The 24,028-nt window shown below is 44.2% G+C and carries 26 protein-coding genes; 11 read left to right on the top strand and 15 right to left on the bottom strand.

The annotated features are described in order from the left end of the window. Window positions 1-70: 70 nt before the first annotated feature. The 5 genes from PLE7327_RS05015 to psbN all read right to left on the bottom strand — a co-directional run bounded on the left by PLE7327_RS05015 (window position 71) and on the right by psbN (window position 4,543). Window positions 71-1,351, bottom strand: a complete 1,281-nt coding sequence (locus PLE7327_RS05015) for a glycosyltransferase family 2 protein (RefSeq protein ID WP_015142780.1) — start codon at window positions 1,349-1,351, stop codon at window positions 71-73. 49 nt (window positions 1,352-1,400) lie between these two features. Next, window positions 1,401-2,207 (bottom strand): RNA-guided endonuclease TnpB family protein, encoded by an 807-nt coding sequence (locus PLE7327_RS05010; protein WP_217523331.1) that lies wholly within the window; start codon window positions 2,205-2,207, stop codon window positions 1,401-1,403. Between the two features lie 56 nt (window positions 2,208-2,263). Beyond that, complete coding sequence (locus PLE7327_RS05005; RefSeq protein ID WP_015142778.1) at window positions 2,264-2,737, bottom strand: SH3 domain-containing protein; 474 nt, start codon at window positions 2,735-2,737, stop codon at window positions 2,264-2,266. A gap of 30 nt (window positions 2,738-2,767) precedes the next feature. Then, window positions 2,768-4,282 carry an AAA family ATPase gene (locus PLE7327_RS05000; protein WP_015142777.1) on the bottom strand — a complete coding sequence of 505 codons (1,515 nt, stop codon included), beginning with the start codon at window positions 4,280-4,282 and terminating at the stop codon, window positions 2,768-2,770. 129 nt (window positions 4,283-4,411) lie between these two features. Then, window positions 4,412-4,543: a photosystem II reaction center protein PsbN gene (psbN, locus tag PLE7327_RS04995; protein WP_071880636.1), complete on the bottom strand. Its 132-nt coding sequence runs from the start codon at window positions 4,541-4,543 to the stop codon at window positions 4,412-4,414. 83 nt (window positions 4,544-4,626) lie between these two features. Here psbN and psbH point away from each other — a divergent pair, with 83 nt between their 5' ends. Both psbH and PLE7327_RS04985 read left to right on the top strand, forming a co-directional pair. Then, on the top strand, window positions 4,627-4,830 hold the full coding sequence (psbH, locus tag PLE7327_RS04990) for a photosystem II reaction center phosphoprotein PsbH (RefSeq protein WP_015142775.1): 204 nt from the start codon (window positions 4,627-4,629) through the stop codon (window positions 4,828-4,830). A gap of 125 nt (window positions 4,831-4,955) precedes the next feature. Further along, complete coding sequence (locus PLE7327_RS04985) at window positions 4,956-5,228, top strand: TatA/E family twin arginine-targeting protein translocase (RefSeq protein ID WP_015142774.1); 273 nt, start codon at window positions 4,956-4,958, stop codon at window positions 5,226-5,228. 26 nt (window positions 5,229-5,254) lie between these two features. On the opposite strand, the gene PLE7327_RS04980 is transcribed toward PLE7327_RS04985, so the two are convergent. Continuing rightward, entirely contained in the window at window positions 5,255-5,959 is a 705-nt protein-coding gene (locus PLE7327_RS04980) for a response regulator transcription factor (RefSeq protein ID WP_015142773.1), read from the bottom strand. A 354-nt stretch (window positions 5,960-6,313) separates the two neighbouring features. Here PLE7327_RS04980 and PLE7327_RS04975 point away from each other — a divergent pair, with 354 nt between their 5' ends. Continuing rightward, window positions 6,314-6,940 (top strand): CPP1-like family protein, encoded by a 627-nt coding sequence (locus PLE7327_RS04975; RefSeq protein WP_015142772.1) that lies wholly within the window; start codon window positions 6,314-6,316, stop codon window positions 6,938-6,940. Between the two features lie 4 nt (window positions 6,941-6,944). On the opposite strand, the gene PLE7327_RS04970 is transcribed toward PLE7327_RS04975, so the two are convergent. The 5 genes from PLE7327_RS04970 to purC all read right to left on the bottom strand — a co-directional run bounded on the left by PLE7327_RS04970 (window position 6,945) and on the right by purC (window position 12,982). Next, window positions 6,945-7,640, bottom strand: coding sequence for an HAD family hydrolase (locus tag PLE7327_RS04970; protein WP_015142771.1), 696 nt, complete (start codon window positions 7,638-7,640; stop codon window positions 6,945-6,947). Window positions 7,641-8,218: 578 nt separating this feature from the next. Then, window positions 8,219-8,713 carry a 3-hydroxyacyl-ACP dehydratase FabZ gene (fabZ, locus tag PLE7327_RS04965; protein ID WP_015142770.1) on the bottom strand — a complete coding sequence of 165 codons (495 nt, stop codon included), beginning with the start codon at window positions 8,711-8,713 and terminating at the stop codon, window positions 8,219-8,221. A gap of 80 nt (window positions 8,714-8,793) precedes the next feature. Continuing rightward, complete coding sequence (gene lpxC / locus PLE7327_RS04960; RefSeq protein ID WP_015142769.1) at window positions 8,794-9,627, bottom strand: UDP-3-O-acyl-N-acetylglucosamine deacetylase; 834 nt, start codon at window positions 9,625-9,627, stop codon at window positions 8,794-8,796. Window positions 9,628-9,725: 98 nt separating this feature from the next. Then, window positions 9,726-12,098: a BamA/TamA family outer membrane protein gene (locus PLE7327_RS04955; protein WP_015142768.1), complete on the bottom strand. Its 2,373-nt coding sequence runs from the start codon at window positions 12,096-12,098 to the stop codon at window positions 9,726-9,728. Window positions 12,099-12,244: 146 nt separating this feature from the next. Continuing rightward, window positions 12,245-12,982, bottom strand: coding sequence for a phosphoribosylaminoimidazolesuccinocarboxamide synthase (gene purC, locus PLE7327_RS04950; RefSeq protein WP_015142767.1), 738 nt, complete (start codon window positions 12,980-12,982; stop codon window positions 12,245-12,247). Between the two features lie 231 nt (window positions 12,983-13,213). Between purC and PLE7327_RS04945 the strand changes: the two genes are divergently transcribed. The 3 genes from PLE7327_RS04945 to PLE7327_RS24735 all read left to right on the top strand — a co-directional run bounded on the left by PLE7327_RS04945 (window position 13,214) and on the right by PLE7327_RS24735 (window position 14,942). Beyond that, window positions 13,214-13,495, top strand: a complete 282-nt coding sequence (locus tag PLE7327_RS04945) for a hypothetical protein (RefSeq protein ID WP_015142766.1) — start codon at window positions 13,214-13,216, stop codon at window positions 13,493-13,495. Window positions 13,496-13,574: 79 nt separating this feature from the next. Continuing rightward, complete coding sequence (locus PLE7327_RS04940) at window positions 13,575-14,600, top strand: ABC transporter permease (RefSeq protein ID WP_015142765.1); 1,026 nt, start codon at window positions 13,575-13,577, stop codon at window positions 14,598-14,600. 204 nt (window positions 14,601-14,804) lie between these two features. Beyond that, the gene (locus tag PLE7327_RS24735) at window positions 14,805-14,942 is read left to right on the top strand and encodes a hypothetical protein (protein ID WP_015142764.1); all 138 of its coding nucleotides are present in this window, start codon (window positions 14,805-14,807) and stop codon (window positions 14,940-14,942) included. 68 nt (window positions 14,943-15,010) lie between these two features. On the opposite strand, the gene PLE7327_RS04935 is transcribed toward PLE7327_RS24735, so the two are convergent. Next, window positions 15,011-16,525, bottom strand: coding sequence for a DEAD/DEAH box helicase (locus PLE7327_RS04935; protein ID WP_015142763.1), 1,515 nt, complete (start codon window positions 16,523-16,525; stop codon window positions 15,011-15,013). Between the two features lie 426 nt (window positions 16,526-16,951). Continuing rightward, window positions 16,952-17,410: a hypothetical protein gene (locus PLE7327_RS04930; protein ID WP_015142762.1), complete on the bottom strand. Its 459-nt coding sequence runs from the start codon at window positions 17,408-17,410 to the stop codon at window positions 16,952-16,954. An 82-nt stretch (window positions 17,411-17,492) separates the two neighbouring features. Between PLE7327_RS04930 and PLE7327_RS04925 the strand changes: the two genes are divergently transcribed. Further along, window positions 17,493-18,563 carry an aromatic ring-hydroxylating dioxygenase subunit alpha gene (locus PLE7327_RS04925; RefSeq protein ID WP_015142761.1) on the top strand — a complete coding sequence of 357 codons (1,071 nt, stop codon included), beginning with the start codon at window positions 17,493-17,495 and terminating at the stop codon, window positions 18,561-18,563. A gap of 12 nt (window positions 18,564-18,575) precedes the next feature. Here PLE7327_RS04925 and PLE7327_RS04920 read toward each other — a convergent pair whose 3' ends face one another. Both PLE7327_RS04920 and rnhA read right to left on the bottom strand, forming a co-directional pair. Next, window positions 18,576-19,016: a secondary thiamine-phosphate synthase enzyme YjbQ gene (locus PLE7327_RS04920; RefSeq protein ID WP_041392804.1), complete on the bottom strand. Its 441-nt coding sequence runs from the start codon at window positions 19,014-19,016 to the stop codon at window positions 18,576-18,578. Window positions 19,017-19,044: 28 nt separating this feature from the next. Next, window positions 19,045-19,536, bottom strand: a complete 492-nt coding sequence (rnhA, locus tag PLE7327_RS04915; protein WP_015142759.1) for a ribonuclease HI — start codon at window positions 19,534-19,536, stop codon at window positions 19,045-19,047. Between the two features lie 257 nt (window positions 19,537-19,793). On the opposite strand from rnhA, the gene PLE7327_RS04910 reads away from it, so the two are divergent. The 4 genes from PLE7327_RS04910 to PLE7327_RS04895 all read left to right on the top strand — a co-directional run bounded on the left by PLE7327_RS04910 (window position 19,794) and on the right by PLE7327_RS04895 (window position 24,014). Next, window positions 19,794-20,720 (top strand): UDP-glucuronic acid decarboxylase family protein, encoded by a 927-nt coding sequence (locus tag PLE7327_RS04910; RefSeq protein ID WP_015142758.1) that lies wholly within the window; start codon window positions 19,794-19,796, stop codon window positions 20,718-20,720. Window positions 20,721-20,828: 108 nt separating this feature from the next. Continuing rightward, on the top strand, window positions 20,829-22,217 hold the full coding sequence (locus PLE7327_RS04905; RefSeq protein ID WP_015142757.1) for a UDP-glucose/GDP-mannose dehydrogenase family protein: 1,389 nt from the start codon (window positions 20,829-20,831) through the stop codon (window positions 22,215-22,217). A 476-nt stretch (window positions 22,218-22,693) separates the two neighbouring features. Beyond that, the gene (locus PLE7327_RS04900) at window positions 22,694-23,347 is read left to right on the top strand and encodes an SET domain-containing protein (RefSeq protein WP_015142756.1); all 654 of its coding nucleotides are present in this window, start codon (window positions 22,694-22,696) and stop codon (window positions 23,345-23,347) included. Between the two features lie 40 nt (window positions 23,348-23,387). Then, a complete protein-coding gene (locus PLE7327_RS04895) occupies window positions 23,388-24,014 on the top strand; it encodes an SET domain-containing protein (RefSeq protein WP_015142755.1) in 627 nt (208 codons plus the stop codon). The last annotated feature ends 14 nt before the right edge of the window (window positions 24,015-24,028 follow it).

The following is a 24,028-nucleotide window of genomic DNA, read 5'->3' as shown; positions in this document are numbered from 1 at the left end:
TAACAACAAAATAGTGGTCGTTAGAGCCAGCCGAGAGGACTGGACGGACATCGTTGAAACCGACTAGTGCTTAGGATTTTGAATAGTGACTTCCAGTATCGACGATCGCTCGCTCGTCGGTTTGAGCTTTGTCTGGTTCGGGATCGCGTTCCGTTTTCCGCCACATTGTTTGAGGGCGAATTAGAAAGGCGAAATAGAGGGGAATTTTCCAAAGTAAATAAAATGGCATTGCCAGAAGGGCAGTTGCTGGTATCTCTGCTCGACTAAACTTAGCCCAAGCGCCAAGAATTGAGGCAGCAATTATCAGTCCTGCTGCTCCTAAAATGAGTAAAGGAAGCCATGACGCGCCGAGAAAAGTTGTCAGCAATGCACTGCCAGTCGCTGCCAACCACAGCACGACCAACAGAGATAAGGGCGGAATGCATAATTCCAAGGTCAGCGCCAGCAATTCGTAACGCCTCTGAGCGATCGCAGCTCGAATCAGACGCGGCGTTTGAGTTAATAAGGTCTCTAAGTGCACGTGTTCCCAACGAGAACGCTGACGCTTGGCAGATGCTTGTCCCATCAAGCGTCCCATCACTTGCCCTTGAGGACAATACAGGGGAGGATGACCAGCTAGAGCTAAATCGATGCCTAGCTGTATGTCATCTGTTGCCTTGCTATTGGCTAAAGACACTAGGCGAATCACTTGCCAAGGAAATGCCATGCCCGATCCAGTCAGCAAACAGGGAAATCCCAATTTTAGTAACCCGTAGGGACGAACGAGATTTTTGACCGTGACTGCTAAGGTGGAAATAATCTCCTTCGAGCCAGGATTAGCAGGTTGCTCCATTAAGTAGGTCGCTTGTATGGGTCTGTCGGAGAATTTAGCAAGCCGAGCAATTCGATCGATCGTCCCTTGAGCAACACTACAGTCTGCATCGACTAAGATAACTACCTCTGGAGGATTGGCTTCGAGGTGCTGCAAGCCATAATCGAGGGCATAGCCTTTCCCCCATCGCTGCGAATCTTGTCTTTCAATTACCGTTACGCCGTATTGTCGAGCGATCGCCGCCGTATCGTCAGTGCAGTTGTCGGCGATGACAACGATGCTTTCTGGGGCGGCAACTTGAGGCAAGAGAGTTTCTAAAGTCTTCTCTATGCTTGCGGCTTCGTTGTGAGCGGGAACTAATACGGCTGTTTTAACATCAGGGGCAGCGCTATTGCCAAGGTCGGCGAGATCGGTTTTAAGCGTGCTGCGTTGCGCGCGCTCGCTTAACAAGGCTGCCAAGCATTCAAGTCCTAGAAAAGTACAAGGAATCAAAAGTCCGAGCGCTATTGCTAGTAGAATGATTTCAACCGACAGGAGCATAATTTAGGGCGATTGGATTGTCATAGTAAAGATATCTTGTTGTTTGAGACTACAATAATCTTTTCTCAGTTGCGTATTTCATGAATTTATTCAATCTATCACGTTTAATCAGTTCATTGTTAGAAGTAGCAGCAAAATAATCCAGTCCAATATCAATTCCTAATGAATTTCCATGAGGGGACGAGTCAAGAACTTTAACATCTGATTGAAAACACAGATTAATGAAATATCCTGAAGCTTTTCTAATAACTCTGGCTTGCTTAAGAATAAACATAGCTGGTATTGGTCTTGATAACCTCATTCTTGCTGAACCAATCTTAGGTAGTTTAATATAACTACCAAGAATCGGGTTAGTTTTAAATTGAGGGAAAACAAAAGATTTCATTCGAGATTTATTCTTAAACCTTGGAAATCCCTTATTTAAAGACTTCATCTCAACAAATGCTCGGTCTAATTGACGTAACACTTGTTGAAGAACTTGAGCATTTATGTCCTTTAAATCGGGACAAACTTTTCGGGCTTCTGCTAAAGCTGCTGCTCGTGATTTATAACTTGGATAAGGAGCATCAGCAGAAATCATGTATTCTTTTTCTAAGGAACATCTATCTATGTTATTCTTGCGCGAATTGCTCCAATCTTTACGCTCAGCTAAAGCATAATTCCAAGCTTTGCGACAAGCGGCGAGGTAATTTTCTATCTCTATAACTTGCTTTTTATTTGGTTTTAGCTTGAACTGATAATTCCAAGTCAACATAACGTTTCGACCCTGAAATTTCCCTATCTTATTGTTTTCTACACAATCCGTCAACTGTGTAGACGTATAGAAAAGGTAAGACAAGCCAAGGCGATCGCCCATGCCAATTCCAATCAACGGCAAGCGGCAAGCGACGCGCGCGATTTCAACAGTGTCCTTTAATCGGCTATTTTCTCCACGTTACCAGCTTTGACCCAACCTTCTTGAGTGCCATCGGAAAGGCGGACTTTTTGCCATTGCTTATCGATGCTGTCTTGAAGAACGATCAGTTCGGCATTATAACCGACTCCGCCAACCCGTTCTGCTTCGCGACCGGGTTCCGATCGCAAGCTCAATCCTTCAGACCAAGTAACTCGCGCTTTGTAAGCACCAGGAGGTAACTCGTCTTGCTGGCCTTCTTGGACTTGTCGATCGTCGGAAGAGTCTGGAGAGGAGCTTTCTGCAACGGTGGGTTGTTGGGGTTGAGTTGCGGCAGTGTTTTCATGCTTCTCTTCAGCAAAGATAGGTTTGGGAGGATTAGCGCTCATTTTAGTGAAGAAAACGTAGGCAGCCGCAGTCGTTCCTCCTGCCAGGATGAGAATGCCTAGAAAGAAACCGATCAGAAATTGGAAAATATTTGCTATATGTCTCACGATCGCTAACTCCCGTCTAGTTTTGGCTTTTTAATTGAGTTGCCCCTGGATGCGATGGCTCAAACGACTAGCTCTAGAAGCAAGACGAGCCTTGCCAGCATCTGCCCAGTTTTGAAGGAACTGGATTTGTTCTTGTGCTGTCCGCGCCAAGGGAATAATCTGGCTGGCAGCTTCTAGAATGTCATCGGTGGTAAAGTCCCGATTTTGACTGAAACCGATGTGCATGGCTTCAATTAGCGTTTGCTCGATTTCTGCGCCAGAGAAATCTGGCGTTTCATAGGCAAGCCGTTTGATATCGTAATTTTTGAGATTGTGGGGGCGCAACCGAGATAAATGGACGGTAAAAATGGCTTCTCGTTCCTCTTGCGAGGGCAAACCGACAAAAAAGATTTCATCAAAGCGTCCTTTGCGGAGCATTTCTGGAGGCAAAGCTTGAATATTATTGGCAGTAGCCACTACGAAGACGGGCGATTTCTTGTCGGCTAACCAGTTGATAAATGTACCAAAAACGCGACTCGTCGTACCGCCATCGCCTCTTCCATCAACGCCAGCAAAGGCTTTATCAATTTCGTCAATCCAGAGAACGCAAGGGGCAAGAGCTTCTGCAAGACCAATCATCTGCCTAGTGCGAGATTCCGATTCTCCCACCAGTCCGCCAAAAAGACGACCCACATCCAAGCGGAGTAAGGGCAGGTGCCAGTGGTGCGAGATGGCTTTAGCTGTCAGCGATTTGCCAGTGCCTTGAATGCCTACCAATAGTAGTCCCCTCGGATGAGGCAAGCCATAGCTTCTTGCTCTGTCGCTAAATGCCCCACCTCGTCGCAGCAGCCAATCTTTCAAGTTATCCAAACCGCCAATGTCAGAGATTTGCTCGGTGGCTGGATAGAAATCTAAAATTTGCGTTTGTCGGATCGATTGCCGCTTCTCTTCTAGGATCAGTTCTACGTCTTCTGCTTCAATGCTCCCATGACTGGCAATGCATCGAGTCAGGACGCGGCGAATTCGCTCAAGAGATAAGCCTTGGGCAGAACGAACTAGCTCGTCTAGCAGTTTATCGGAGAGAGGCTGTCCGATGGAAGTGAGAAGACGTAGGGTTTCTTCTCGGATTTCAGCTGCGGTAGGCAGGGGAAAATCGACGACGGTAAGAACTTCGGTTAACTCTGCGGGAATCTCCAGCTGTGGAGAGACGATGATAATATTTTTGGGCTGAGATTTTAATTTTCTAGCTAAATTGCGAAGTTTGCGAGAGATGGAGATATCTTCTAAAAAACGATGAAAATCCCGTAAAATAAAAATTGCTCCGGCATTTGAGGGCAATTGTTCGGCAAATTCTAAGGCTTGTAGGGGATTGCGTCGTCCGACTCCTTCGTTATTCGGGTTGTCTTGATAGCCATCGACAAAATCCCAGCTATAGACGACACGATTGCCAAGGCGCTTAGCACAAGCTGCGATCGCGGCTTCGACTCGTTCTTCTTCTGGCGTAGGAATGTAAATCAGCGGATAGCAAGCTCTCAGCAGTAATTCAAACTCTTGACTAAAGCTCATTTTTTATTCGGTTATCAATTATCAGTTACCGATCTTCTCTATAAGCTGGTCGCGGTTTACTGGGTATTGTAAACTACCTCCTCCACATCAAAGTTTCCGAAGAGTTCTTGATTCGCTATTGATTAATCGTTAATCCTCATGATCCTCAAATGGATCGTCCAACTGAGCAGACGGCGGACCAAAGGCAGTATAGATGGCTACACCGGTGATAGCTACTACAACTGCACCAATCGTGATGATAAGAACTGTTGCAGAATCCATAGGTTTAATTAATTGTGAAGCTGATTCTTTTATAATATTACAGAACATTACAAATTATCATTGATATACGATCTTGGTGACTTATGGCACAACGCACTCGCTTGGGAGACATTCTAAGACCTTTAAATTCCGAGTACGGTAAAGTTGTTCCTGGTTGGGGAACTACGCCGCTCATGGGCGTTTTCATGCTCTTATTCCTTGTCTTTTTATTAATCATTCTGCAAATCTACAACTCTTCGCTGCTGCTTGAAGGGTTCTCTGTTGACTGGAGAAGCCTCGGTCAATAGATGGCGATTGTCCAGGCGGTCAGCACTTAGCAGTTCGCAACAGATAGAGAAAGACAAATCTTTCCCGGTTTATCCGGGTTTTTTTTCAGTACGATGCAAATAGAAAACCAACTAGGAGAACTGCTATGAATTTCTTCGGAATTGGGCTTCCGGAAATGATATTAATTATGGTTATCGCCCTATTGATATTCGGTCCTAAGAAGTTGCCAGAAATCGGTCGAAGCGTGGGAAAAGCTATTCGTAGCTTTCAAGAAGCATCTAAAGAGTTCGAGAATGAGTTTAAGCGAGAAGCGCAACAGTTAGAAGAATCCGTCAAAATGAAAGCTCAGTTAGAGGAAGGCAAGCCATCACAGCCTGTTATGACTGAAGAAACCGATACTCAAAAGTCCCAAGTGTGAAGGATGGAACAAATTCTTTTTAGTCTTCACCCATGCTTGACGGAGGTTGCTTCAAATTTATATCCGACTCCTCTAACCGTTTGAATCAAAGCTGGATGCGAAGTATCGGTTTCTATCTTTTTGCGAATTTGACCGATATGGACATCGACGACTCTTTGATCGCCAACATAGTCATACTCCCAAACGCGATGAATGAGTTCTGCACGACTCCAAACTCGACCGGGCTGACTGGCTAGACAGTATAACAAATCGAATTCTAAGGAAGTTAAAGTGACAAGATGGTCGTTGACCATCACTTCTCGGCGTTCTGGATCGATGGTTAAATTCCCGAAGACGAGCGAATCCTTTTCTTCGGGAATAATCACTCGCCGACGCTTTAAAATAGCTCTAACTCGAAATTCTAGTTCTTGCAGATCGAAGGGTTTAGTAATATAGTCATCTGCTCCTTTTAAGAATCCCTCTTTTTTATCTTCGACGTCGGTACGACTGGTGAGCATGAGAATGAAGACATTGGTGTTACGCTGCATTTGCTCGCACAGATTATACCCCAGCGCATCGGGTAAATTGACATCCAAAATTACCAGGTCGGGGTTAAACTTGTTGAATAGATCAATAGCGGACTTTCCATCCGCCGCTGCCTGTACCTGATAAGTTTTCTGGCTCAGGAAGCGAACGATCAAGTTACGAATTGCTGAGTCGTCGTCTACAACTAGAATCTTGGCAGAAGCCATGGCACTTGTTTTCCTGGTAAAAATTAGAAGCTAAATTGCTAGGATGTCAGGTAAAGAGGGATTTTTTTAACTAGATACTTACCTTATCTAGTGTTCGTTTCTCAAGCTAAACTATAGCTTGAGGAAGGATATTGATATCCTTTTGTGACTTTAGGAGCGTAAAAAAGCAGAAGCTCGATGGAATGAAAATCGAGGGAAAATGTAATCTAAAAGTAATGCATCTTTTTGAAGAAGCAAGACTTCTCGAAGGTTCATTCCGTTCGCTCAATCCGCTTTAGCTTTCCGCTCTCAAAATTAGTTTACCCTTTCCCACACGGTTACTTAACATCATGGCAATATCAAAGGAGGTTTTAGATGAGCGAGCAAAATCCCTATGAAAGGCTAGGAGTCACTGAAAATGCCTCCTTTGAGGAGATCCAAGCAGCGAAGCAGCGCTCGATCGAACAGTATCGAGACGACAGTCAAGTTCTTGAAAGCATTGAGGCAGCTTATGATGCCATTATCATGGATCGTCTGAGAATGCGCCAAGAAGGAAGAATCAAGGTACCAGATAGAATCCGCTTTCCTGAAAAGCTAGCTGAGGTATCTCCTCCATCTTCCTCGGTTTCGGTGCCTAAATCTCCTAGTTGGTTGCAGCGCTCGATCGATACCCCATCTCAGTCAGAGCTTCTCTGGTCGATCGCGGTTTTCCTAATTTTGTCGATTCTAACGGTCTTTTCCCAAAATAACAGCGAATCGGTGCTTCCTTTGCTAATGGCGATAGGAGTTTGTGCCAATATCTATCTGCTCAATCGGAAAGAGCAACGTTTGGGACGCGCTGTATTGTTCACCGTGCTGGGTTTGCTCTTGGGAATTGGATTGGGAAGTGGCTTGGCAACTTTACTAGGATTGCCCAATAGCTCATTTACGTTAAGTGTCGAACAGTTGGCTTGCCTCGTGACGTTTGGCTTGTTCTGGCTGATTAGTAGTTTTCTGCGTTGAGGTTCTAGGAAATGGCATGGATAGCAGACATTACTAGATCGACGGCTTCACCGAGGTTCTTAGCGATATAGTCGGGTTGATATTCCTCTAATCGCTCGCGATCGCGAATTCCAGACAATACGCCAACTACTTTGATATTATGGGTTTTAGCGGCAATGATGTCAGCTTCGGTATCTCCTATCATCCAGGTATCGACAGCAAGAGGTAATTCTCGGAGAGCTTTCTCCATTAATAAGGGTTTGTCTTCTACATCTGCCGTTTTGACATAATCGTCGCTTAAACAATAGCAGCGATCTGAGGGAAAAAATTTTCTGAGATCGTACTGCTCGAACGCCGCTTCCAATTCTCGCACTCGACGCATGGTCATGACGACCAGATCGATTCCTTGCTTTTGTAGTCTTTCTAAGGTTTCTACAGCACTGGGAATGGGGCGATCATAGACTAAATAGGGAAGCGTATGAACGGTTTGACGGCGCAAGCGAGCAAATTCTCGTGCTTGAGCTTCGTCTAGACCCGAAAGAATGCCAATCCGTCGTTCTGGAACTTTTGCCCGTTTCAGCTCCCAAAATTTCGATTTGGATAGTTCGCGAACGGGTTGTTCGGGACGTTTTGTTTGTTCTAAGCAAAACTGGTAAACGCGATAGTAGCGTTCTGAAACGTCCATAATAGGACCGTCGAAGTCAGTAATCAGTCTTAGCATTAAGCGCCGTAAAAAATATATTGTTAAGTTTTATATCAAAATTAGCTTAGCAGATACACTGCAACTATGACAGCAGTTTCCATCCCGAAAAGATACACAAATTTTAGTAGGGACGGGTTTCCACACCTACCCCTACTAAACCCTCCCCTAAAGTTAAGTTCGGAGTTCCGAATTAGAGAAATTTATTAAACCTAAGAGCTTGCAGCAGTTGCATCAACCGCCGGGGTATAAATTAAGCGTCTCATATCAATTCCGTTAACGTTGGAATTGTATATACATAGTAGTGCGAGTGTCCCGCTCGCATCTAGTCCCGAAAAGCGCGAGCATCTTGCTCGCACTAAGTATGATTCCGATACAAACAGGTTTAATATCATATACCAAATCCATTAAAACTCAGCTCTTATACCAGTCTCAACAATCGCCAGGGAATTAATTCCCCGTCTCATACACTAAGTCGATTAAAATCGACTCAAACACTTATGCACTCGTCTAAAGACGACTCTAAATATGAGGCAGCGATAGAACATCGAGGGGTGGACTATTGAGACTGGTGCAAGCTCTCAGTTAAACTCGATTTTTCACTCAAACAGAGAAAATAACATCTCTCCCTCTACCGCTAATTGGTCGTCAACCGTTGCCTTCCCGTGCATTTTGGCAATTCGATTGAGCTTAAACGAGAGCAGTTCCACTTCCATGACCAAGCGATCGCCAGGAATGACCGGACGGCGAAAACGCATCTTATCAATCCCCGCATAGGCAAAAAATTTCCCTTTCATGCCCGGAAGAAGGGTTAACACAATGCCGCCGACTTGTGCCATAGATTCTGCTAGCAGCACTCCCGGCACGATCGGACGACCGGGAATGTGTCCGGGAAAAAAAGGTTCGTTGATGGTGAAATTTTTGATGCCGACTGCACGTTTTCCAGGAACGTAATTGATAATGCGATCGACTAGCGCAAAGGGATAGCGATGGGGCAGGAGCGCTTGAATTTCTTCTACAGTAAAAGTCGTTTTTTCAGGCGAGGTTTGCTGTTGTTGGCGATCGACAGTATTGGCATCAATAGTGGAAGACATGGGTAATTAGATATCAGTTAGTAGTTGGTAGTTAGTAGTTGGTAGTTGGTAGTCAGTAGTTGGTAGCTTTAGGCTACTAACTATGAACTACTAAGCGCTAACGTGCAAAGAGCTTTTGCCAGTTGAACGTGTAACTTATGGCTGGCTTTGTAGGCAAGGAAATGAGCGACAGGAATCGTTCCTAGTAAACTTAAATCCCCTACTAAGTCTAAAAGTTTATGACGAACTGGCTCATTTGCAAACCTCAAGGGTGGATTTAGCCAACCACAGCGATCGCAGACGAGGGCATTCTCTAAACTTCCTCCTTTAATCAACCCAGCTTGTCGCAGTTGCTCGATTTGGTCGGCAAAACCGAAAGTTCGTGCGGGAGCGATCGCTTCGACGAAGCTTTCTGAAACGGGACTCCAACTGTGCCATTGATTGCCAATTGCCTGGTAGGGAAAATCGATTCCGTAGGTAAAGCGAATTTCTGGGGCGGGTAAGGCGGCGACGAAGCTATCTCCTTCTTGTATCCAGATGGGAGCATGTAGAGATGCAACCCGTCGCGTCTGAGATAGGGGAATAATACCGACTTGGGCGATCGCGTCCGTCCAAACCTTTGCCGAACCATCTAGCAGCGGCACTTCTGCCCCATCAATTTCAATCCTGGCATTATCTACGCCACTGCCAGCCAATGCCGCGAGAAGATGCTCCACCGTGCCGACTGCACCTGCTGCGGTTGCGAGTTCTGTAGACAACGCGGTCTGACGAACTGCTTCCACCCGTGCTGGAATCGAGGGACATTCGAGCAAATCGACTCGAACAAAATAGCGCCCCTCCCCTGCCTTAGCTGGCAACACTCGCACGCAAGTCGTTGTCCCAGAATGCAGTCCTATGCCTGAAATTTCAAACGATCGCTCGATTGTCGTTTCCATTGAATTTAGTCGCTGATAACTGTACGGACGAGTTTGGTCTGTGGCTATGTAACAAAACGCTCATTTTTACAATTAAACCCGCCCCTACTAATAACTATTTAAAACCTTTCTCCAATGCCAAAATGAAGCTGAGATTCTCCTTGGTCGTTCCATCCATAGTCTATCCGAATTGGACCGACGGGGGATTGAACCCGAACGCCAAGACCGTAGCCCAAACCGCTGCCCGGTAAGTTCCGAACGTCGCCAGGAGCGCCGGGAACGCCACCGCTAGAACCCAACGTCGTGCCGTAGTCGAGAAAGACAGCAGCCCCGATAAAATCAAGAATTGGAAAACGATATTCAGCAGTTGCCTGAAAATAGCTGCGACCAACGCCAACTTCTCCTTCCCCATAACCGCGTACCGAGTTACTACCACCGATAACAAAAGCTTCATAGGGCGGTAAATCTCCGAGGACAGTTCCTGCCTGAACGTTAAACGCAATCGTCTGGGGTAGCTTTTCTGAATCTTCAGCAAAGCCAAAGTCAATATAGTTAACCGGAATATAGTAACTGTAACTCGCTCTGAGACGACTCAAGAGAATATTACCGGAGCCGATAGGGACGCTTTGCTCCAAGCCCAAACGCAGCAAGGAACCGCTAGTTGGTTGTAAGGTATTATTGCGGTAATCCTGAGTCGCACCAAAACTGAAGACAAACAAGTCATCTTTACCGCTAGGACTAAAGGCTAAGTCTCGCAATCCGTCATCGCGCGAGGATCTGGGCGCGATATCGCCGTCTCCGTTCTCGATCTGAACGCGCTGGTAAGTAAATCCAGCCGAGAGTCGCCAATCCGGTTTCGTATAGGGATTTTCAGCGATCGGACGCACAAAGGTGATGCCGCCTCCGGTACGAACGACGCGGGGACTATCGTCCCCATTCTCCGTGGTCAAGCGCGTATCGTCCCCGTCAAATACCAAGGAAATCGACCGACGGCGGAAGGCATTAACCGTATAAGAAGTGCGGTAAGGATCGCCGCCAATCCAGGGATCGGTAAAGCTCACGTCAAACAGGAATTCTCGTTCCCCGATCTGCAATTCTGCTCCCAAGGTTTGGTTATTGCCGCCTAGATTCTGCTCTTGATAGCTCACCGTTCCAAATAAACCGCTATTGGAGCTAATCCCTGCACCTGCCGCCAGTGAGGCAGTATTGCCTTCGACCACATCGACATTAACAATGACTTGACGCGGGTCTTTTCCGGGGGAAAATGACAGCCTTGCATCCTCAAAGATCCCCAACCCAAAGACGCGCTGAAGATCCCTTTGCGCTATATTGCGGTTGAAGACATCTCCCGGCTTTAACTCTAGTTCTCGCGTGACGATAAACGGTCGCGTGTCTCCTTCTTTTGGCTCGTCTTCTTCGTCGAAAAATCTGACCTGGATATCTTCGATAACCCCTTCTGCAATTACCAAGGTAACGGTTCCATCTTCGGAAACTTTAGGAGATTCGATTACCTGTGCCAAATCGTAACCATTTTGGGAATACCACTCATTGATTTTTTTAATCCCCTGTTGCAAGTCGCGCAAATTGAGAATCCTACCATACTGTTCCTTAAATGTCTCCTCTATCACTTGGTCGGGCAAAACGCGGGGTTTTTCTGTGGGAGGGACGGTTTGGATTTCTACGCGCTGTAGCACTGGATTGGGATCGACGGCAAAAGTGACGCGAACGCCTAGGGGAGTATCTTCTGGGGTGACTCTGACGTTGGCAAAGAAACCCGTAGCGTAGATAGCATTGATGTCTTCTTGTAGTTGAGAGCGGGTGGCAATTCGTCCCGGACGAGTGCGAATGGTGTTGTAGACCAGATCGGTCAATTCCGGAGGAGCACCGCTAACGAGTACTTCTGAGACGAGCACTCGCGCTTCTTCGGCAGGTGCTGCTTCAGGAGATTCTGCTCCATCTTCAGGTGCTGGGATTTCTGGAGCTGGAGTTGGGGGAGTTTCGGGCGCGGGGACTTGAGGAGCGGGAGCCTCCTGCGATTTGGAATCGGGGATTTGCAGAGTAGGATTTTCTTCTGGCGTTTCAAAGGGTGGTGTTTGTGAAGTCAGCGTTTCGTGCGATCGCGAGGTAGGTTTCGCTGGAGCCGGAGAACCTACAGGCATGAAAACCTCCTGAGACTTGGAGTCGGAAGCACGAAGAGTTGAAGGCGCGATCGCATCGGCTAAGATTGACGGCTCATCTACTTGCGCAACTATCGTCGTTTCTAGAAAAAGACGATTTTGCAGCTCTTGCACAAAAGCAGTCTGAAGCTCGCTCTTTTGTCTGTCGGAAGGGTTGGCTTTTTCCTTGAACCAAGCGGTTTCTGCCAAGGAGAGAATTGGGTCGGTGGTTTCTCCCCTAGCCGAACTAGCTAAGTTGAGCACTGCTGTCGCAATAACTAGAGAAAAAACAAGAGGAGACAGCTTCACATTTATGATTTCGTCGAGCACGTCCACATACCACCAAAAAGTAAGTATTGTCAATTTTGGTCTACTGTTTAATATTGACCAAACGACTGGCAACAAGTTACTAACATAGCACAGAGAAGATTAGTAACCGAAGATAGAGACTGTATCCAGCCTGCAATGTTCCGATCGCTCTCTCATTGGTTGCGCAACTGGGCAATTTGTTCTAAAACCCGTTGCTGGACTCGCTGATAAGCAGATTCTATGTCTCCCAAATCTCGACGAAATCGGTCTTTATCCATGACTCTTGCTTTGGGGTCGGTTTCGGCTTTATCCCACAAACGACAAGTATCGGGACTGATTTCATCGGCTAAGAGCAACTGCCCCCCAGAATCTAGCCCAAATTCTAGTTTGAAGTCTACTAGAGTAATTCCGCAGCGATCGAAAAACTCGCTCAAATGTTGATTGATTTTGAGTGCCGTTGCTTCTATTTGCTCTAGCTGTTGCGGTGTGGCTAGCTCTAAAATGGCCAGGCGATCGCGGGTGAGCAGGGGATCTCCAAGGGCATCATTTTTTAGATAAAATTCTACTAGAGGATATGGTAAGATTTTTCCCTCAGGCAAACCTGTCTGTTTGCAAAGACTGCCAGCCGCGATATTTCTGACGACAACTTCTATGGGAAGAATTTTGACGGCTTTGACGCGCATGCGATCGCGTTCGGGGCGATCGATATAGTGAGTAGGAATTCCCAGAGATTCTAACCATTCAAATAAAGCCGCCGAAATCGTACAGTTGATTTCGCCTTTTCCCTGAATTTGTCCTCGTTTTTGAGCGTTAAACGCAGTTGCATCATCTTTAAAATAGGTCAGGAGGATTTCTTCGTCTTCTGTAGGGTACAGAATCTTTGCTTTTCCTTCATAAAGTTTTTCTACCATAGAGCCTTCCATTTTTAATACTAAAGAATCGATATAGCGATCGCGCTGAGACTACGACAATTGTAAAACTTTCACTGCTATGTAAACTGGCGCTATAGCATAGTTCGAGTTCTTCTGTTAAATTTAAATTAAGCTTAGGTTAATAATGAGTTAATAAAAGACTAAGTCAACTTAAACACGAATAGCGTTCGATCTCCATAAAATATGGATAATTCACTCAGGGAGATAGCAATGGCAGCTAACAGAGACAAAGAAGACTTCCTCTATCCTCGTAGTCCCTATCGGGGTAAAGTTAAGCCAGAAAATCTGGTCTTCAACGCCAATTTACAAGAATTTGCCCAACGAGTCAGCTATATCTGTAATTTAGAAACTGGCGGCAAGATCGCTCCCGAAGAAGCTTACGAGCAAATTAAGGCGCTTTGGAAAGAACTCAGACAAAGCAAAAAGCAACTAGGGATTGGGGAAAATCCTTTTGCTGGCGGTAGCGATGATAAGGAAAATAAAAACGAATAGCGATCGCGACTTAGTAACCAGCGACCCAGTTATCGGCAATAGGCTATAAACTGATAACTGACAACTGGTAACTCAATAGATGTCTCGTTCTAAAGCCCTACAGTATTACATTCTAGCTCGCTTACTGCTAGCTCCACTCATGTTATGGACGATTATTACAATCGTCTTTTTGCTGATGCGGGCGACACCGGGAGACACGGCAGACGCGATTCTGGGCAATCGCGCTCCCGAAGCCGCTAAGTTAAAGTTAAGAGAAGAATTAGGGCTAAACCAGCCCCTTTGGCTTCAGTATTTAAATTATCTATGGGATTTGCTGCGTTTGGATTTAGGAAACTCGATTACCAGCAAGGGAATTGCTGTTTGGGAGGTCATTCGAGAGCATTTTCCGGCTACGCTAGAATTGGCGTTTTATAGTATAGTCGTCGCTCTAGTCGTTGGTATTGGCATTGGAATTTTTTCTGCCTCTCGTCCTGGAAGCGCGATAGATGTCGGTGGAAGACTATTTGGAATCGTTACCTATGCCTTACCCATTTTCTGGGTTGGTATGCTCGGGCAATTGATTTTTTCTGTCCAGCTTGGTTGGTTTCCCCTCGGAACTCGTTTTCCGCTGAGCGAAACCCCACCCGCAGCAATCACGGGAATATATACGATTGATAGTCTGCTAACAGGGAATTTCGCTCAATTTTTTACCGCTTTACATTATTTGGCTATGCCTAGTCTGACGCTAGGAGTTCTTTTGAGCGGGATTTTTGAACGAATCGTGCGGGTGAACTTAAAACAAACGTTGCAGGCAGATTATGTAGAAGCTGCCAGAGCTAGAGGCATTCCCGAACGACAAATTCTTCTCGCTCACGCCTTAAAAAATGCCCTGATTCCGGTTATTACAGTTTTAGGACTGACATTTGCATCCTTGTTAGGCGGTGCGGTTTTAACAGAAGTAACGTTTTCGTGGCCCGGTTTGGGAAATCGGCTATATGAAGCCATTTCCTTGCGCGATTATCCAACTGTTCAGGGAATTATGGTCTTTTTTGGGGCAATTGTGGTCTTTGCCAGCATTTTAATCGATTTAATCAATGCTTATATCGATCCTCGCATTCGTTATTGAGATCCCCCATCTACTTGCTTGTAAAACGGTGTAAAACGGTATGAAGTTATTTTCATCGCCTGACATCTGGTTGCCCTTATTAATCATGACAAATGTAAGGGTGTGAATATGACATTTATTCGATGCGAGCAAACGCTCTAGTTTTATATCTTAGGGCTATAGCAAGCCTAAATATAATTTCTAGATTGTAGGAGAAAAGAAACTATGCAACTAACTCGAAGCAATGTATCTTATCAATCCAAACTCAACAAATCTGACTGGTACTTTATTCCTACGACCTTAAGCGGCGCCACGGGAGTTATTATTGGTTTGGCGATCGCTAATTTTCTTGGGTGGATTTAACAGCGATCGCCAGTTTTTAATACTTAACACTGCATCTTTATGCTTGTTGATAAAGATCGGATCGAATTTTAGAAATCGAGGGTCAGATTGTCTTTTGAATTTTTTGGTTTCCACTGAACGGATGACTCTGCTGCTTTCAGAGTTTTTAGAGGATCTGCGTTATTGGCAGATTGAGAGTAAACGAGCGATAATTGTCGATGTTGATTCGGATTATCTTCTGTCCTTCGCCTGCGTTGTGAAGTTCTTTCGTCGCTGGTATCTTCTGTTATAACTTCGTATAGTACTGCTAATTTATTGCGATCGCTTCCTTTTCTCAACACCCTACCGAGTCGCTGTACGTATTCCCGCGTCGAACCCGTCCCCGATAGAATAATGGCAATGCGAGCATCGGGTACGTCAACCCCTTCGTTAAGAACGTGAGAAGTCACCAGGGTTTTGTAGTCTCCTTCTCGAAAGCGAGTTAGAATCTCGTGTCGTTCTTTGACTGGTGTTTGGTAAGTTATGGCAGGAATCAAAAACTCTTGCGAGATGCGGTAGACAGTTGCATTATCGTTGGTAAAAATGAGAATGGATTCTGGATAATGTTCGCAAATTAACTCGATGAGAACCCGCAATTTTGCATCAGTTCCAGCAGCGATTTCTTTCGCTTCTCGGTGGGCAAGCATGGCACGCCGTCCCGCATTCGATCGCGCACTTGCTTGGACGAAGAGTTGCCAACCATTTAAACTCCCTAAAGAAATGTTCGACTGACGCAAAAAATCGTTGCGAATTTTTATTGCTTTCTCGTATCTTTCGCGCTCTTTTTGCGATAATTTAACCTTAATTTGGACGATTTTATGTTCTGCTAGCGCCCCTCCAGAAAGTTCTTCAGGGGTTTTGCGATAGACGACCGGACCAATAAGAGCATCCAACTCCCGATGAGTACCGTCGGTTCGATCTGGAGTTGCAGTAAGTCCCAAACGATAGGGCGCGATCGCATCCTCAGCAATTTTACGAAAGAAGTCTGTTGGTAAATGATGGCATTCGTCAAAAATCAAGAGTGCATATCGATCGCCCAAAGCTTCCGAATGAATCGCCGCACTGTTGTAAGTTGCAATAAGAATCGGAGTGCGATCGCGCGCTCCTCCTCCCAACAACCCCACTTCCACATCGGGAAATGCCGCTTCCATCTGGGCATACCATTGATGCATTAAATCTAACGTAGGCACGAGAATGAGAGTCGTGCGAGGAGTCGCTTGCATGGCAAGTTGTGCCAAATATGTCTTTCCCGCTGCCGTAGGCAAAACGACAACGCCTTTTCTGCCTGCTTGTTTCCAAGCTTGCAATGCTTCTTCTTGATGGGGATAAGGTTCTCTCTCAAAGCTGGGAGTCAGTTCGAGGGGAATAAATTCCTTTGCTTCGTCGATAAAATCTATTCCCGTCGCCTGTAGCGTTTCTACTAGGAGACGATAATTAATGGCAGGAATGCGAAATTTTTCAACGCGATCGTCCCAAGTAGCAAAGTCGATCCACTCTTTTCCTTTTGGCGGTGGATGTAGTATCAAAGTGCCCCGATCGTATTTTAGTTTGGGAATACGAGTCATAGGGAGACGGGGAGAATTTAATTTTGATACTGTTTTCAAACAGTAATATTATCTCTTGCAAAGGTGCAGAGAGAATGGTATCAGCTCTTAGTTTACTACTACTAGCTATCTAAAACAAAACTTGCTCTACTCTATCTCCCTTTGAGGTGTTAGCGAAGCTTTATGACTGGGAATAATACAAAAGCTGACTTTGATATGATGAAGAAAACTATCCTAGATAGAATTTTTGTAAAAATCTTTGTCTTAAAAAACTTCTTGGCGCCCTTTGCGTCTTGGCGTGAGGTCAAAAAATACTTGTGCAAGAGACGCTGAATTATTTATGAAAAATTGTAGTGCGAGCATCTTGCTCGCGCGAGCAAAATCGTAGTCAAATTTAATGTTTCTGTTGTAGAAGGATGTATTTTACAAACAGTCTCTACTAAGAGACTAACAACTAACTACTATCTCCAATGAATTAATTTCAACTTGAAGGCTATCTCCATATTGAAGATTAGAAATTAATGGAGCCAGAATTTCAAGAGTAGAATTGTCTTGAAAGTGAGTAGTTTTGGTTTCTGGATTGGGATAGTAAATTAAGGCATCATATCGAGTGTTATTATAGACAACTCGACAGCGAGAAAACAAGAAATCTTCGGGAGGATGTTTGGAAGTCCACTCAACCTTTTGGAACGTATATTCTGGCTGTTTGACAGTGAAAGTATAAGGACTAATTGATACATTTAATGTAGCTGGAAAGAATGGGGTCAAATCCAGTCCCAGTTTTTGGAAAAAAGGTGTCTGCATTTCTATTGTGCTTCCCGGATAAGGACTGTTCTCAGCCATGCCAGAGGCTACTTGGTGTCCCTGCTTAATTATTCCATCAATTATTATCCACTGACTCTGCATTATTGCTGCACGAATTTTTTGAGTTTTGCGATATTCTATATCAAAATCAACTCAGACAAGAGAGCGATCGCACTTCACAACAATGCAAGTTTCTCCCCAAACAAACCAGTTTGTTGACGTTCGCACCTGTGGAATTAACCCAAATCATTGGTATGTCGTCGCACGTAGTACCGAAGTCAGAGATGAACCCATCGGCGTGACGCTATGGCATCAAGCAATTGTTCTCTATCGAGATAAGACTGGAAAAGTTCATGCACTAGAAGATCGCTGTCCCCATCGACAGGTTAAACTCAGTCACGGGAAAGTGATTGGCAATGAACTCGAATGTGCTTATCATGGATGGCGCTTTAATTGGGAGGGAAATTGCGTTGCTGTTCCCTATCTTGCCTCAAATCAAAAGTTACCTAATTGCAAAATTCGTCGCTATCCAGTACGAGAATTAGATGGATTTATTTGGCTATTTCCTGGAGATTTAGACAAATTAGATCGGAACTCCATACAACCGATGGGAGTTCCCGAATGGAATCATCTTAATTACATTGCTACCGTATCCATTATTGAGTGTAAGGGACACTATTCTTTTTTAATAGAAAACCTAATGGATATGTATCACGGGCATCTACACGATGACTATCAAGCCTGGGCATCAGCAGTTTTAAAAGATTTAAATATAGATAACAAACGAGTAAATGCTTATTATGAAGCCCAAAGTTATTATAAAATCGATAAAATTTGGTCGATTTCGCAATTATTTTTCCCTGCTTTACGTCGTCTCCATCCCGAACCTTTAGATGTGAGTTATGTGTATCCCCATTGGGTATCTACGTTAGGAAAAGATTTTAAAATTTATTGTTTATTTTGTCCGGTTAATGAAACTAATACTCGCGCTTATTTAATTCATTTTACTTCTCTCAATGCCTTTTGGCGCTTGCATAAATTACCTATCTGGTTTCGTCGTTTTGTTAAAGATAGTTTGTTTGCTTCGGCGCAAAAATTATTAGACGGTTTGGTTCGTCAGGATGTAGAGATGATAGAACAAGAACAGCAGGCGTATCTTAACGATCCTCGCCGTCGGACTTACGAATTAAATCCCGCGATCGCAAGCGTACAAAAATTAATTCGTCAACAAGCAGCGATGGGAAATTATGAATGATGAATGTAAGATTTACTGCCCGCAGACTTGAATTAATAAGGTTCTCTTGCGAGGGCCGTCCAGTTCGCAAAATAACACCGATTGCCAAGTTCCCAAGCCCAATTTGCCATCGACAATGGGAATGACTTCGCTAGTACTTAGCGTCATCGCCATCAGGTGAGAGTGAGCGTTCATTGGCTCGTCGAGCGGAATATTTGAGCGCAAATGAAGGTCATTGTGGAGATATTTTTCTGATTGAGGCGCTAATTTTCTCAAGTAACTTTTGAGGTCTTCTAGCAGTCTTTCTTCATATTCATTAATCGTTATTGCCGTTGTTGTATGTCGAGAAAAGATTAAAACCTGCCCGCTTTTAATCGAGGTTTCGAGCAGAATTTTTTCAATAAGAGGAGTAACGTTATAAATTCCAATCCTGCTATCGGTTTCTAGATCGAGAATTTCATTAACAATTTGCATGGGCATATTAAAGTGTCTTTATAAATTATCATTTGGATTTCCTGCAATTTTCATATGCTGTATCTGGCGGTAAATCTTTTTGTAGTGCCGCGCTGACAGCTAAGCGATCGCAATATTCATTCTCTGCATCGCCTGCGTGACCTTTTACCCAAATAAATTTAACTTCATGTTGCGCGCATAAATTCAACAATTGCTCCCACAAATCGGAATTTTTCGCCTTTTCCTTTTTGTTGCGCTTCCAGCCATTTTGCTGCCATTGCCGCGCCCAGCCCTTGGTTATGGCATTAACCAGATATTGAGAATCGGTATACAAGGTAACGGCACATTTAGTTTTGAGCGCCATCAATCCCACAATAGCAGCCAGAATTTCCATGCGGTTATTGGTGGTTAAGCGAAACCCGCCCGATAGTTCTTTTCTATGTTGTCCGTAGATAAGAACAACGCCATAACCGCCCGCGCCAGGATTGCCCAGACAGGCTCCATCAGTATATATCGTAACTTCTTTAAGGGACTCGCTCATCTACAACTCGGCTTGATAGGGGAAAGAATTGAAAAATTGAGGAAATTTCTAGAGGGAAATTCATGAAACCTTTAAAGATTTAGTGAAGTTGACTGAATGATATTGACGATTTATTGTAAGAAAAAAATAATGACATTAGATAATTATGAGATTGTAAGGAAAATTACATAAATGCGATCGCCGCTGGCGAAAGCATGGCAAAAATCCAGGACAAGATTTAGTTTAAGATTAACTTTATATTTTGAACGGTCAGTTGCATGAGAATTTTAGTTACGGGTGGTGCCGGTTTTATAGGTTCCCATCTCATCGATCGCTTAATGGAAGCGGGGCATGAAGTTCTCTGCCTCGATAACTTTTATACAGGACATAAACGCAATGTCCTTAAGTGGTTAGATCATCCCTATTTTGAACTAATTCGTCATGATATTACCGAACCCATTCGCCTAGAGGTAGACCAAATCTACCACCTCGCTTGTCCCGCATCTCCAGTTCACTATCAATATAACCCCGTCAAAACCATCAAAACCAATGTCATCGGAACGTTAAATATGCTGGGGTTAGCCAAGCGGATCAAAGCGAGATTTTTCCTAGCTTCTACTTCAGAAGTATATGGCGACCCAGAAGTGCATCCCCAACCCGAAGACTATCGCGGCAATGTCAACTGCACGGGGATCCGGTCTTGCTACGATGAAGGCAAGCGCGTGGCTGAAACCCTAGCCTTCGACTACCACCGACAAAACAAAGTAGATATTCGAGTAGCGCGCATCTTCAACACCTACGGTCCTCGGATGCTAGAAAATGACGGTCGCGTCGTCAGTAATTTCATCGTTCAAGCCTTGCGAGGCGAACCTTTAACCGTTTATGGCGATGGTTCTCAAACTCGCAGTTTTTGCTATGTCTCTGACTTAGTAGAAGGGTTTATCCGCCTGATGAACAGCGATTATATCGGTCCCGTTAACTTGGGCAACCCCGGAGAATATACCATTCTAGAATTAGCTCAGGTCATTCAAAATATGATTAATCCCGATGCAGAATTAGTATTCAAACCCTTGCCGCAAGACGACCCCAAACAGCGACAGCCGGATATTACCCGTGCTAAAACATACCTAGATTGGGAACCGACTATTTCCCTAAGAGAGGGCTTAAAACTGACGATCGAAGATTTTCGGGAACGTCTTTCTTAAAGTCAGAAGTACGGGTGCAGATCTATTCGCCCGTATGGTAGAGACGCGATATTTTGCGTATAAAAGTCACAAGTAAAACGTCAAAAATCACAAAAAGGATCGAACTGTATGCGCGTTTGTGTGATCGGCACTGGATATGTTGGCTTAGTTACAGGGGTTTGCCTCGCTCACATCGGACACCACGTCATCTGCGTTGATAACAACGAAGAAAAAGTCAAATTGATGAAATCGGGACAATCGCCTATTTACGAACCGGGATTGTCGGAACTGATGCAGTCTTCTGCCCAATCGGGACGTTTGGAGTTTACCTCCGATCTCGCGGCTGGAGTAAAACACGGAGAGATTTTGTTTATTGCCGTTGGCACGCCGGCATTACCGACTGGCGAAAGCGATACGCGCTATGTGGAAGCGGTTGCTCGCGGGATCGGCGCCCATCTCGATAGTAGCACTTATAAGGTCATCGTTAATAAGTCCACCGTTCCCATTGGTTCCGGAGACTGGGTAAGAATGATCGTCCTCGATGGCGTAGCCGAACGCCTAAAATCTTTAGTGACCGCAGGCGGAAGCAGCGAACCGACTAAAGAGATGATGGCTAACTTCGATGTCGTCAGCAATCCCGAATTTTTGCGGGAGGGGTCTGCCGTTTATGATACCTTCAATCCCGATCGCATCGTATTAGGAAGCAACAGCCAAAAAGCGATCGCGATGATGCAGGAACTTTATGCTCCCCTGGTAGAACGCAAATTCGCCCAAGACCAGTCCTTGCCTCCCGTTCCCGTGGTGGTGACGGACTTGAGTTCTGCGGAAATGATTAAATATGCCGCTAATGCCTTCTTGGCAACTAAGATTAGTTTTATTAATGAAGTAGCCAATATTTGCGATCGCGTCGGTGCCGATGTCACGCAAGTCGCCAAAGGAATTGGCTTAGACTCCCGCATCGGAGATAAATTCTTACAAGCTGGCATCGGCTGGGGCGGATCTTGTTTTCCCAAAGATGTCTCGGCATTGATTCATACGGCTGAAGACTACGGCTACGAAGCCGAATTACTCAAATCGGCGGTCAATGTTAACAAGCGTCAGCGTTCGATCGCGATCGAAAAACTCCAGCAGGAACTGAAAATCCTCAAGGGCAAAACTGTCGGTTTGTTGGGTCTAACCTTTAAGCCAGATACCGACGACATGCGAGATGCCCCCGCACTAATTCTCATCGAACAACTCAATCGTCTCGGTGCTAGAGTAAAGGCTTACGACCCGATCGTTTCTCAATCGGGTTTGAGTCATGGATTATCTGGGGTCATTATTGAAACCAATCCTGAAATGCTCGCCGATGGTTGCGATGCTTTGGTATTAGTTACCGATTGGCGAGAATTTCTCAAACTCGACTACGAAAAAATGGCAAAGCTGATGACCAATCCAGTGATGATTGACGGTCGTAATTTCCTCGACCGGGAAGCTTTAGAAAAAGCCGGTTTCCGCTACGTTGGCATCGGTCGTTAAAGCGTAAACGAGCATCAATCGATCGAAAGGCAAAATAAGCTTCTTTAACTGCTTATTTTGCTTTTTTATGACTATATATATTAATTATCAGGATTTTTAAACTTGTTTGGGCGAGCTTTATAGTAAGGTCGTTATACGAGGCACAAGTTCTTCTTTTACAGGTTGTCTTAAAAGTATAAATAAAATGTCATGTTGAGCTTTGCGATCGCGAAGCAAAACATCTTATAACGCTTTTCAGTTAGATGAGAAATAAAATTGGTCGATTGGGAGAAAAGAAAAAGGAAAAAGGGAAAAAATCCTGTATTCTACTAACTCGAAAATCTATTTAGCATACCAACTCCAAACAGAGATTCTTCGTTATGTTCTACTGCACTCAGAATGACAGAATGGACTTTTCAAATGTCTTCTGGGTTCAAGAGCGAGTGTTTAGAATTATCAACCAAAATTTTTGTCAGTAAAAACTATTTTTAAAGTTTATGATGCATCCTCATACACGACTGGGTTTTGTTAACGAAACCATAGGATATGGTGTATTTGTCACAAATTTTATTCCTAAAGGAACTATCATTTGGGTGTTAGATGAACTAGATCCTAAATTAGACGAAGCACAAATTAATTCCCTCGATCTATTACTTCAAGAACGAGTCAGAATATATGGTTTTCGCGATACTATTTATCTAGATAGTAAAGGAAAATATCTACTCTGTTGGGATATCGGTCAATTTGTCAACCACAGTTCTCAACCAACCTGTCTTCCTACTCCCTATGAATTTTCCATAGCTTCGCGAGATATCTATGCGGGAGAAGAATTAACAGATGACTACCGCTGGTATAATATCGACCATGCATTTGATTATCTATTAGAAGACGGTACAGCCAGACGAGTTAAAGCTGACGATCTTTTCGATTGTTACAAGATCTTAGAAAGTCAAGCCGAAGAAGCAATGCGTTGTATTAATAAAGTAGAACAACCTTTAAGATCTCTATTAAAGAAGAAATACTTAGATAAAATTGAAGCCATAGCAGAAGGAAAAGAACCAATGGATTCACTCCTAAGATGTTATTACGAAAACTCTAGAAAAGAAATTTTTAAGACTTTATCAACTCGATCGAATACTCGAAATAGTTGAAAGATTTCACATTGACTTGATTAGTGGACTGAAAAATATTATGATACATCCTCATACTCAATTAGGTTTCGTTAACGAAGAAATAGGCTATGGCTTATTTGCCACTCAATTGATTCCCAAGGGAACGATTACTTGGATTTTAGACGATCTCGATCTTAAGTTAGAGAAATCCTATATTGACTCCCTAGAAGAAATTCTCAAAGAACGAGTAATAGCCTATTCTTTCCGAGATACTGCTTTTATAGATAGTCAAGATAGATATATCATCTGTTGGGATGCCGGTCAATTTATGAATCACAGTTCTGAGGCTAATTGCGTTCCTACTCCCTATGAATTTACTCTAGCTTCAAAAGATATTTATCCGGGCGAGGAACTAACAGATGACTATCGATGGTTTGATGTTAATTATTCATTTGATTACTCTTCAAAAGATGGTACGATTGGAAAAGTTAAGGCAGATGATATTTTTGATTGTTACCAAGATTTAGAGCGACAGGCAGAAGAAGCATTTCGGTATTTCAATCGGGTAGAACAACCTCTAAAATCTTTAGTAAAACAAAAATATCTCGATAAGCTAAATGCCATAGCAGAAGGAAAAGAACCAATGGATTCTCTCATTGAGTGTTATCAGAAAAACTCTAAAAAATTTTCGCGCGCTACAAACTGACTAACTTATTAATG

The organism is Pleurocapsa sp. PCC 7327 (assembly GCF_000317025.1).
In the GTDB taxonomy this organism is placed as follows: domain Bacteria; phylum Cyanobacteriota; class Cyanobacteriia; order Cyanobacteriales; family Microcystaceae; genus Hydrococcus.
The sequence above is the reverse complement of the archived record's forward strand: the minus strand, read 5'-3'. Positions and strand labels throughout refer to the sequence as shown.

What these genes read in the sequence shown, in the direction of transcription:
- PLE7327_RS05015 (WP_015142780.1), bottom strand. Translation starts at nt 1,351, where the DNA reads ATGCTCCTGTCGGTTGAAATCATTCTACTAGCAATAGCGCTCGGACTT.
- PLE7327_RS05010 (WP_217523331.1), bottom strand. Translation starts at nt 2,207, where the DNA reads ATGGGCGATCGCCTTGGCTTGTCTTACCTTTTCTATACGTCTACACAG.
- PLE7327_RS05000 (WP_015142777.1), bottom strand. Translation starts at nt 4,282, where the DNA reads ATGAGCTTTAGTCAAGAGTTTGAATTACTGCTGAGAGCTTGCTATCCG.
- psbN (WP_071880636.1), bottom strand. Translation starts at nt 4,543, where the DNA reads ATGGATTCTGCAACAGTTCTTATCATCACGATTGGTGCAGTTGTAGTA.
- psbH (WP_015142775.1), top strand. Translation starts at nt 4,627, where the DNA reads ATGGCACAACGCACTCGCTTGGGAGACATTCTAAGACCTTTAAATTCC.
- PLE7327_RS04985 (WP_015142774.1), top strand. Translation starts at nt 4,956, where the DNA reads ATGAATTTCTTCGGAATTGGGCTTCCGGAAATGATATTAATTATGGTT.
- PLE7327_RS04980 (WP_015142773.1), bottom strand. Translation starts at nt 5,959, where the DNA reads ATGGCTTCTGCCAAGATTCTAGTTGTAGACGACGACTCAGCAATTCGT.
- PLE7327_RS04975 (WP_015142772.1), top strand. Translation starts at nt 6,314, where the DNA reads ATGAGCGAGCAAAATCCCTATGAAAGGCTAGGAGTCACTGAAAATGCC.
- PLE7327_RS04970 (WP_015142771.1), bottom strand. Translation starts at nt 7,640, where the DNA reads ATGCTAAGACTGATTACTGACTTCGACGGTCCTATTATGGACGTTTCA.
- fabZ (WP_015142770.1), bottom strand. Translation starts at nt 8,713, where the DNA reads ATGTCTTCCACTATTGATGCCAATACTGTCGATCGCCAACAACAGCAA.
- lpxC (WP_015142769.1), bottom strand. Translation starts at nt 9,627, where the DNA reads ATGGAAACGACAATCGAGCGATCGTTTGAAATTTCAGGCATAGGACTG.
- purC (WP_015142767.1), bottom strand. Translation starts at nt 12,982, where the DNA reads ATGGTAGAAAAACTTTATGAAGGAAAAGCAAAGATTCTGTACCCTACA.
- PLE7327_RS04945 (WP_015142766.1), top strand. Translation starts at nt 13,214, where the DNA reads ATGGCAGCTAACAGAGACAAAGAAGACTTCCTCTATCCTCGTAGTCCC.
- PLE7327_RS04940 (WP_015142765.1), top strand. Translation starts at nt 13,575, where the DNA reads ATGTCTCGTTCTAAAGCCCTACAGTATTACATTCTAGCTCGCTTACTG.
- PLE7327_RS24735 (WP_015142764.1), top strand. Translation starts at nt 14,805, where the DNA reads ATGCAACTAACTCGAAGCAATGTATCTTATCAATCCAAACTCAACAAA.
- PLE7327_RS04935 (WP_015142763.1), bottom strand. Translation starts at nt 16,525, where the DNA reads ATGACTCGTATTCCCAAACTAAAATACGATCGGGGCACTTTGATACTA.
- PLE7327_RS04930 (WP_015142762.1), bottom strand. Translation starts at nt 17,410, where the DNA reads ATGCAGAGTCAGTGGATAATAATTGATGGAATAATTAAGCAGGGACAC.
- PLE7327_RS04925 (WP_015142761.1), top strand. Translation starts at nt 17,493, where the DNA reads ATGCAAGTTTCTCCCCAAACAAACCAGTTTGTTGACGTTCGCACCTGT.
- PLE7327_RS04920 (WP_041392804.1), bottom strand. Translation starts at nt 19,016, where the DNA reads ATGCAAATTGTTAATGAAATTCTCGATCTAGAAACCGATAGCAGGATT.
- rnhA (WP_015142759.1), bottom strand. Translation starts at nt 19,536, where the DNA reads ATGAGCGAGTCCCTTAAAGAAGTTACGATATATACTGATGGAGCCTGT.
- PLE7327_RS04910 (WP_015142758.1), top strand. Translation starts at nt 19,794, where the DNA reads ATGAGAATTTTAGTTACGGGTGGTGCCGGTTTTATAGGTTCCCATCTC.
- PLE7327_RS04905 (WP_015142757.1), top strand. Translation starts at nt 20,829, where the DNA reads ATGCGCGTTTGTGTGATCGGCACTGGATATGTTGGCTTAGTTACAGGG.
- PLE7327_RS04900 (WP_015142756.1), top strand. Translation starts at nt 22,694, where the DNA reads ATGATGCATCCTCATACACGACTGGGTTTTGTTAACGAAACCATAGGA.
- PLE7327_RS04895 (WP_015142755.1), top strand. Translation starts at nt 23,388, where the DNA reads ATGATACATCCTCATACTCAATTAGGTTTCGTTAACGAAGAAATAGGC.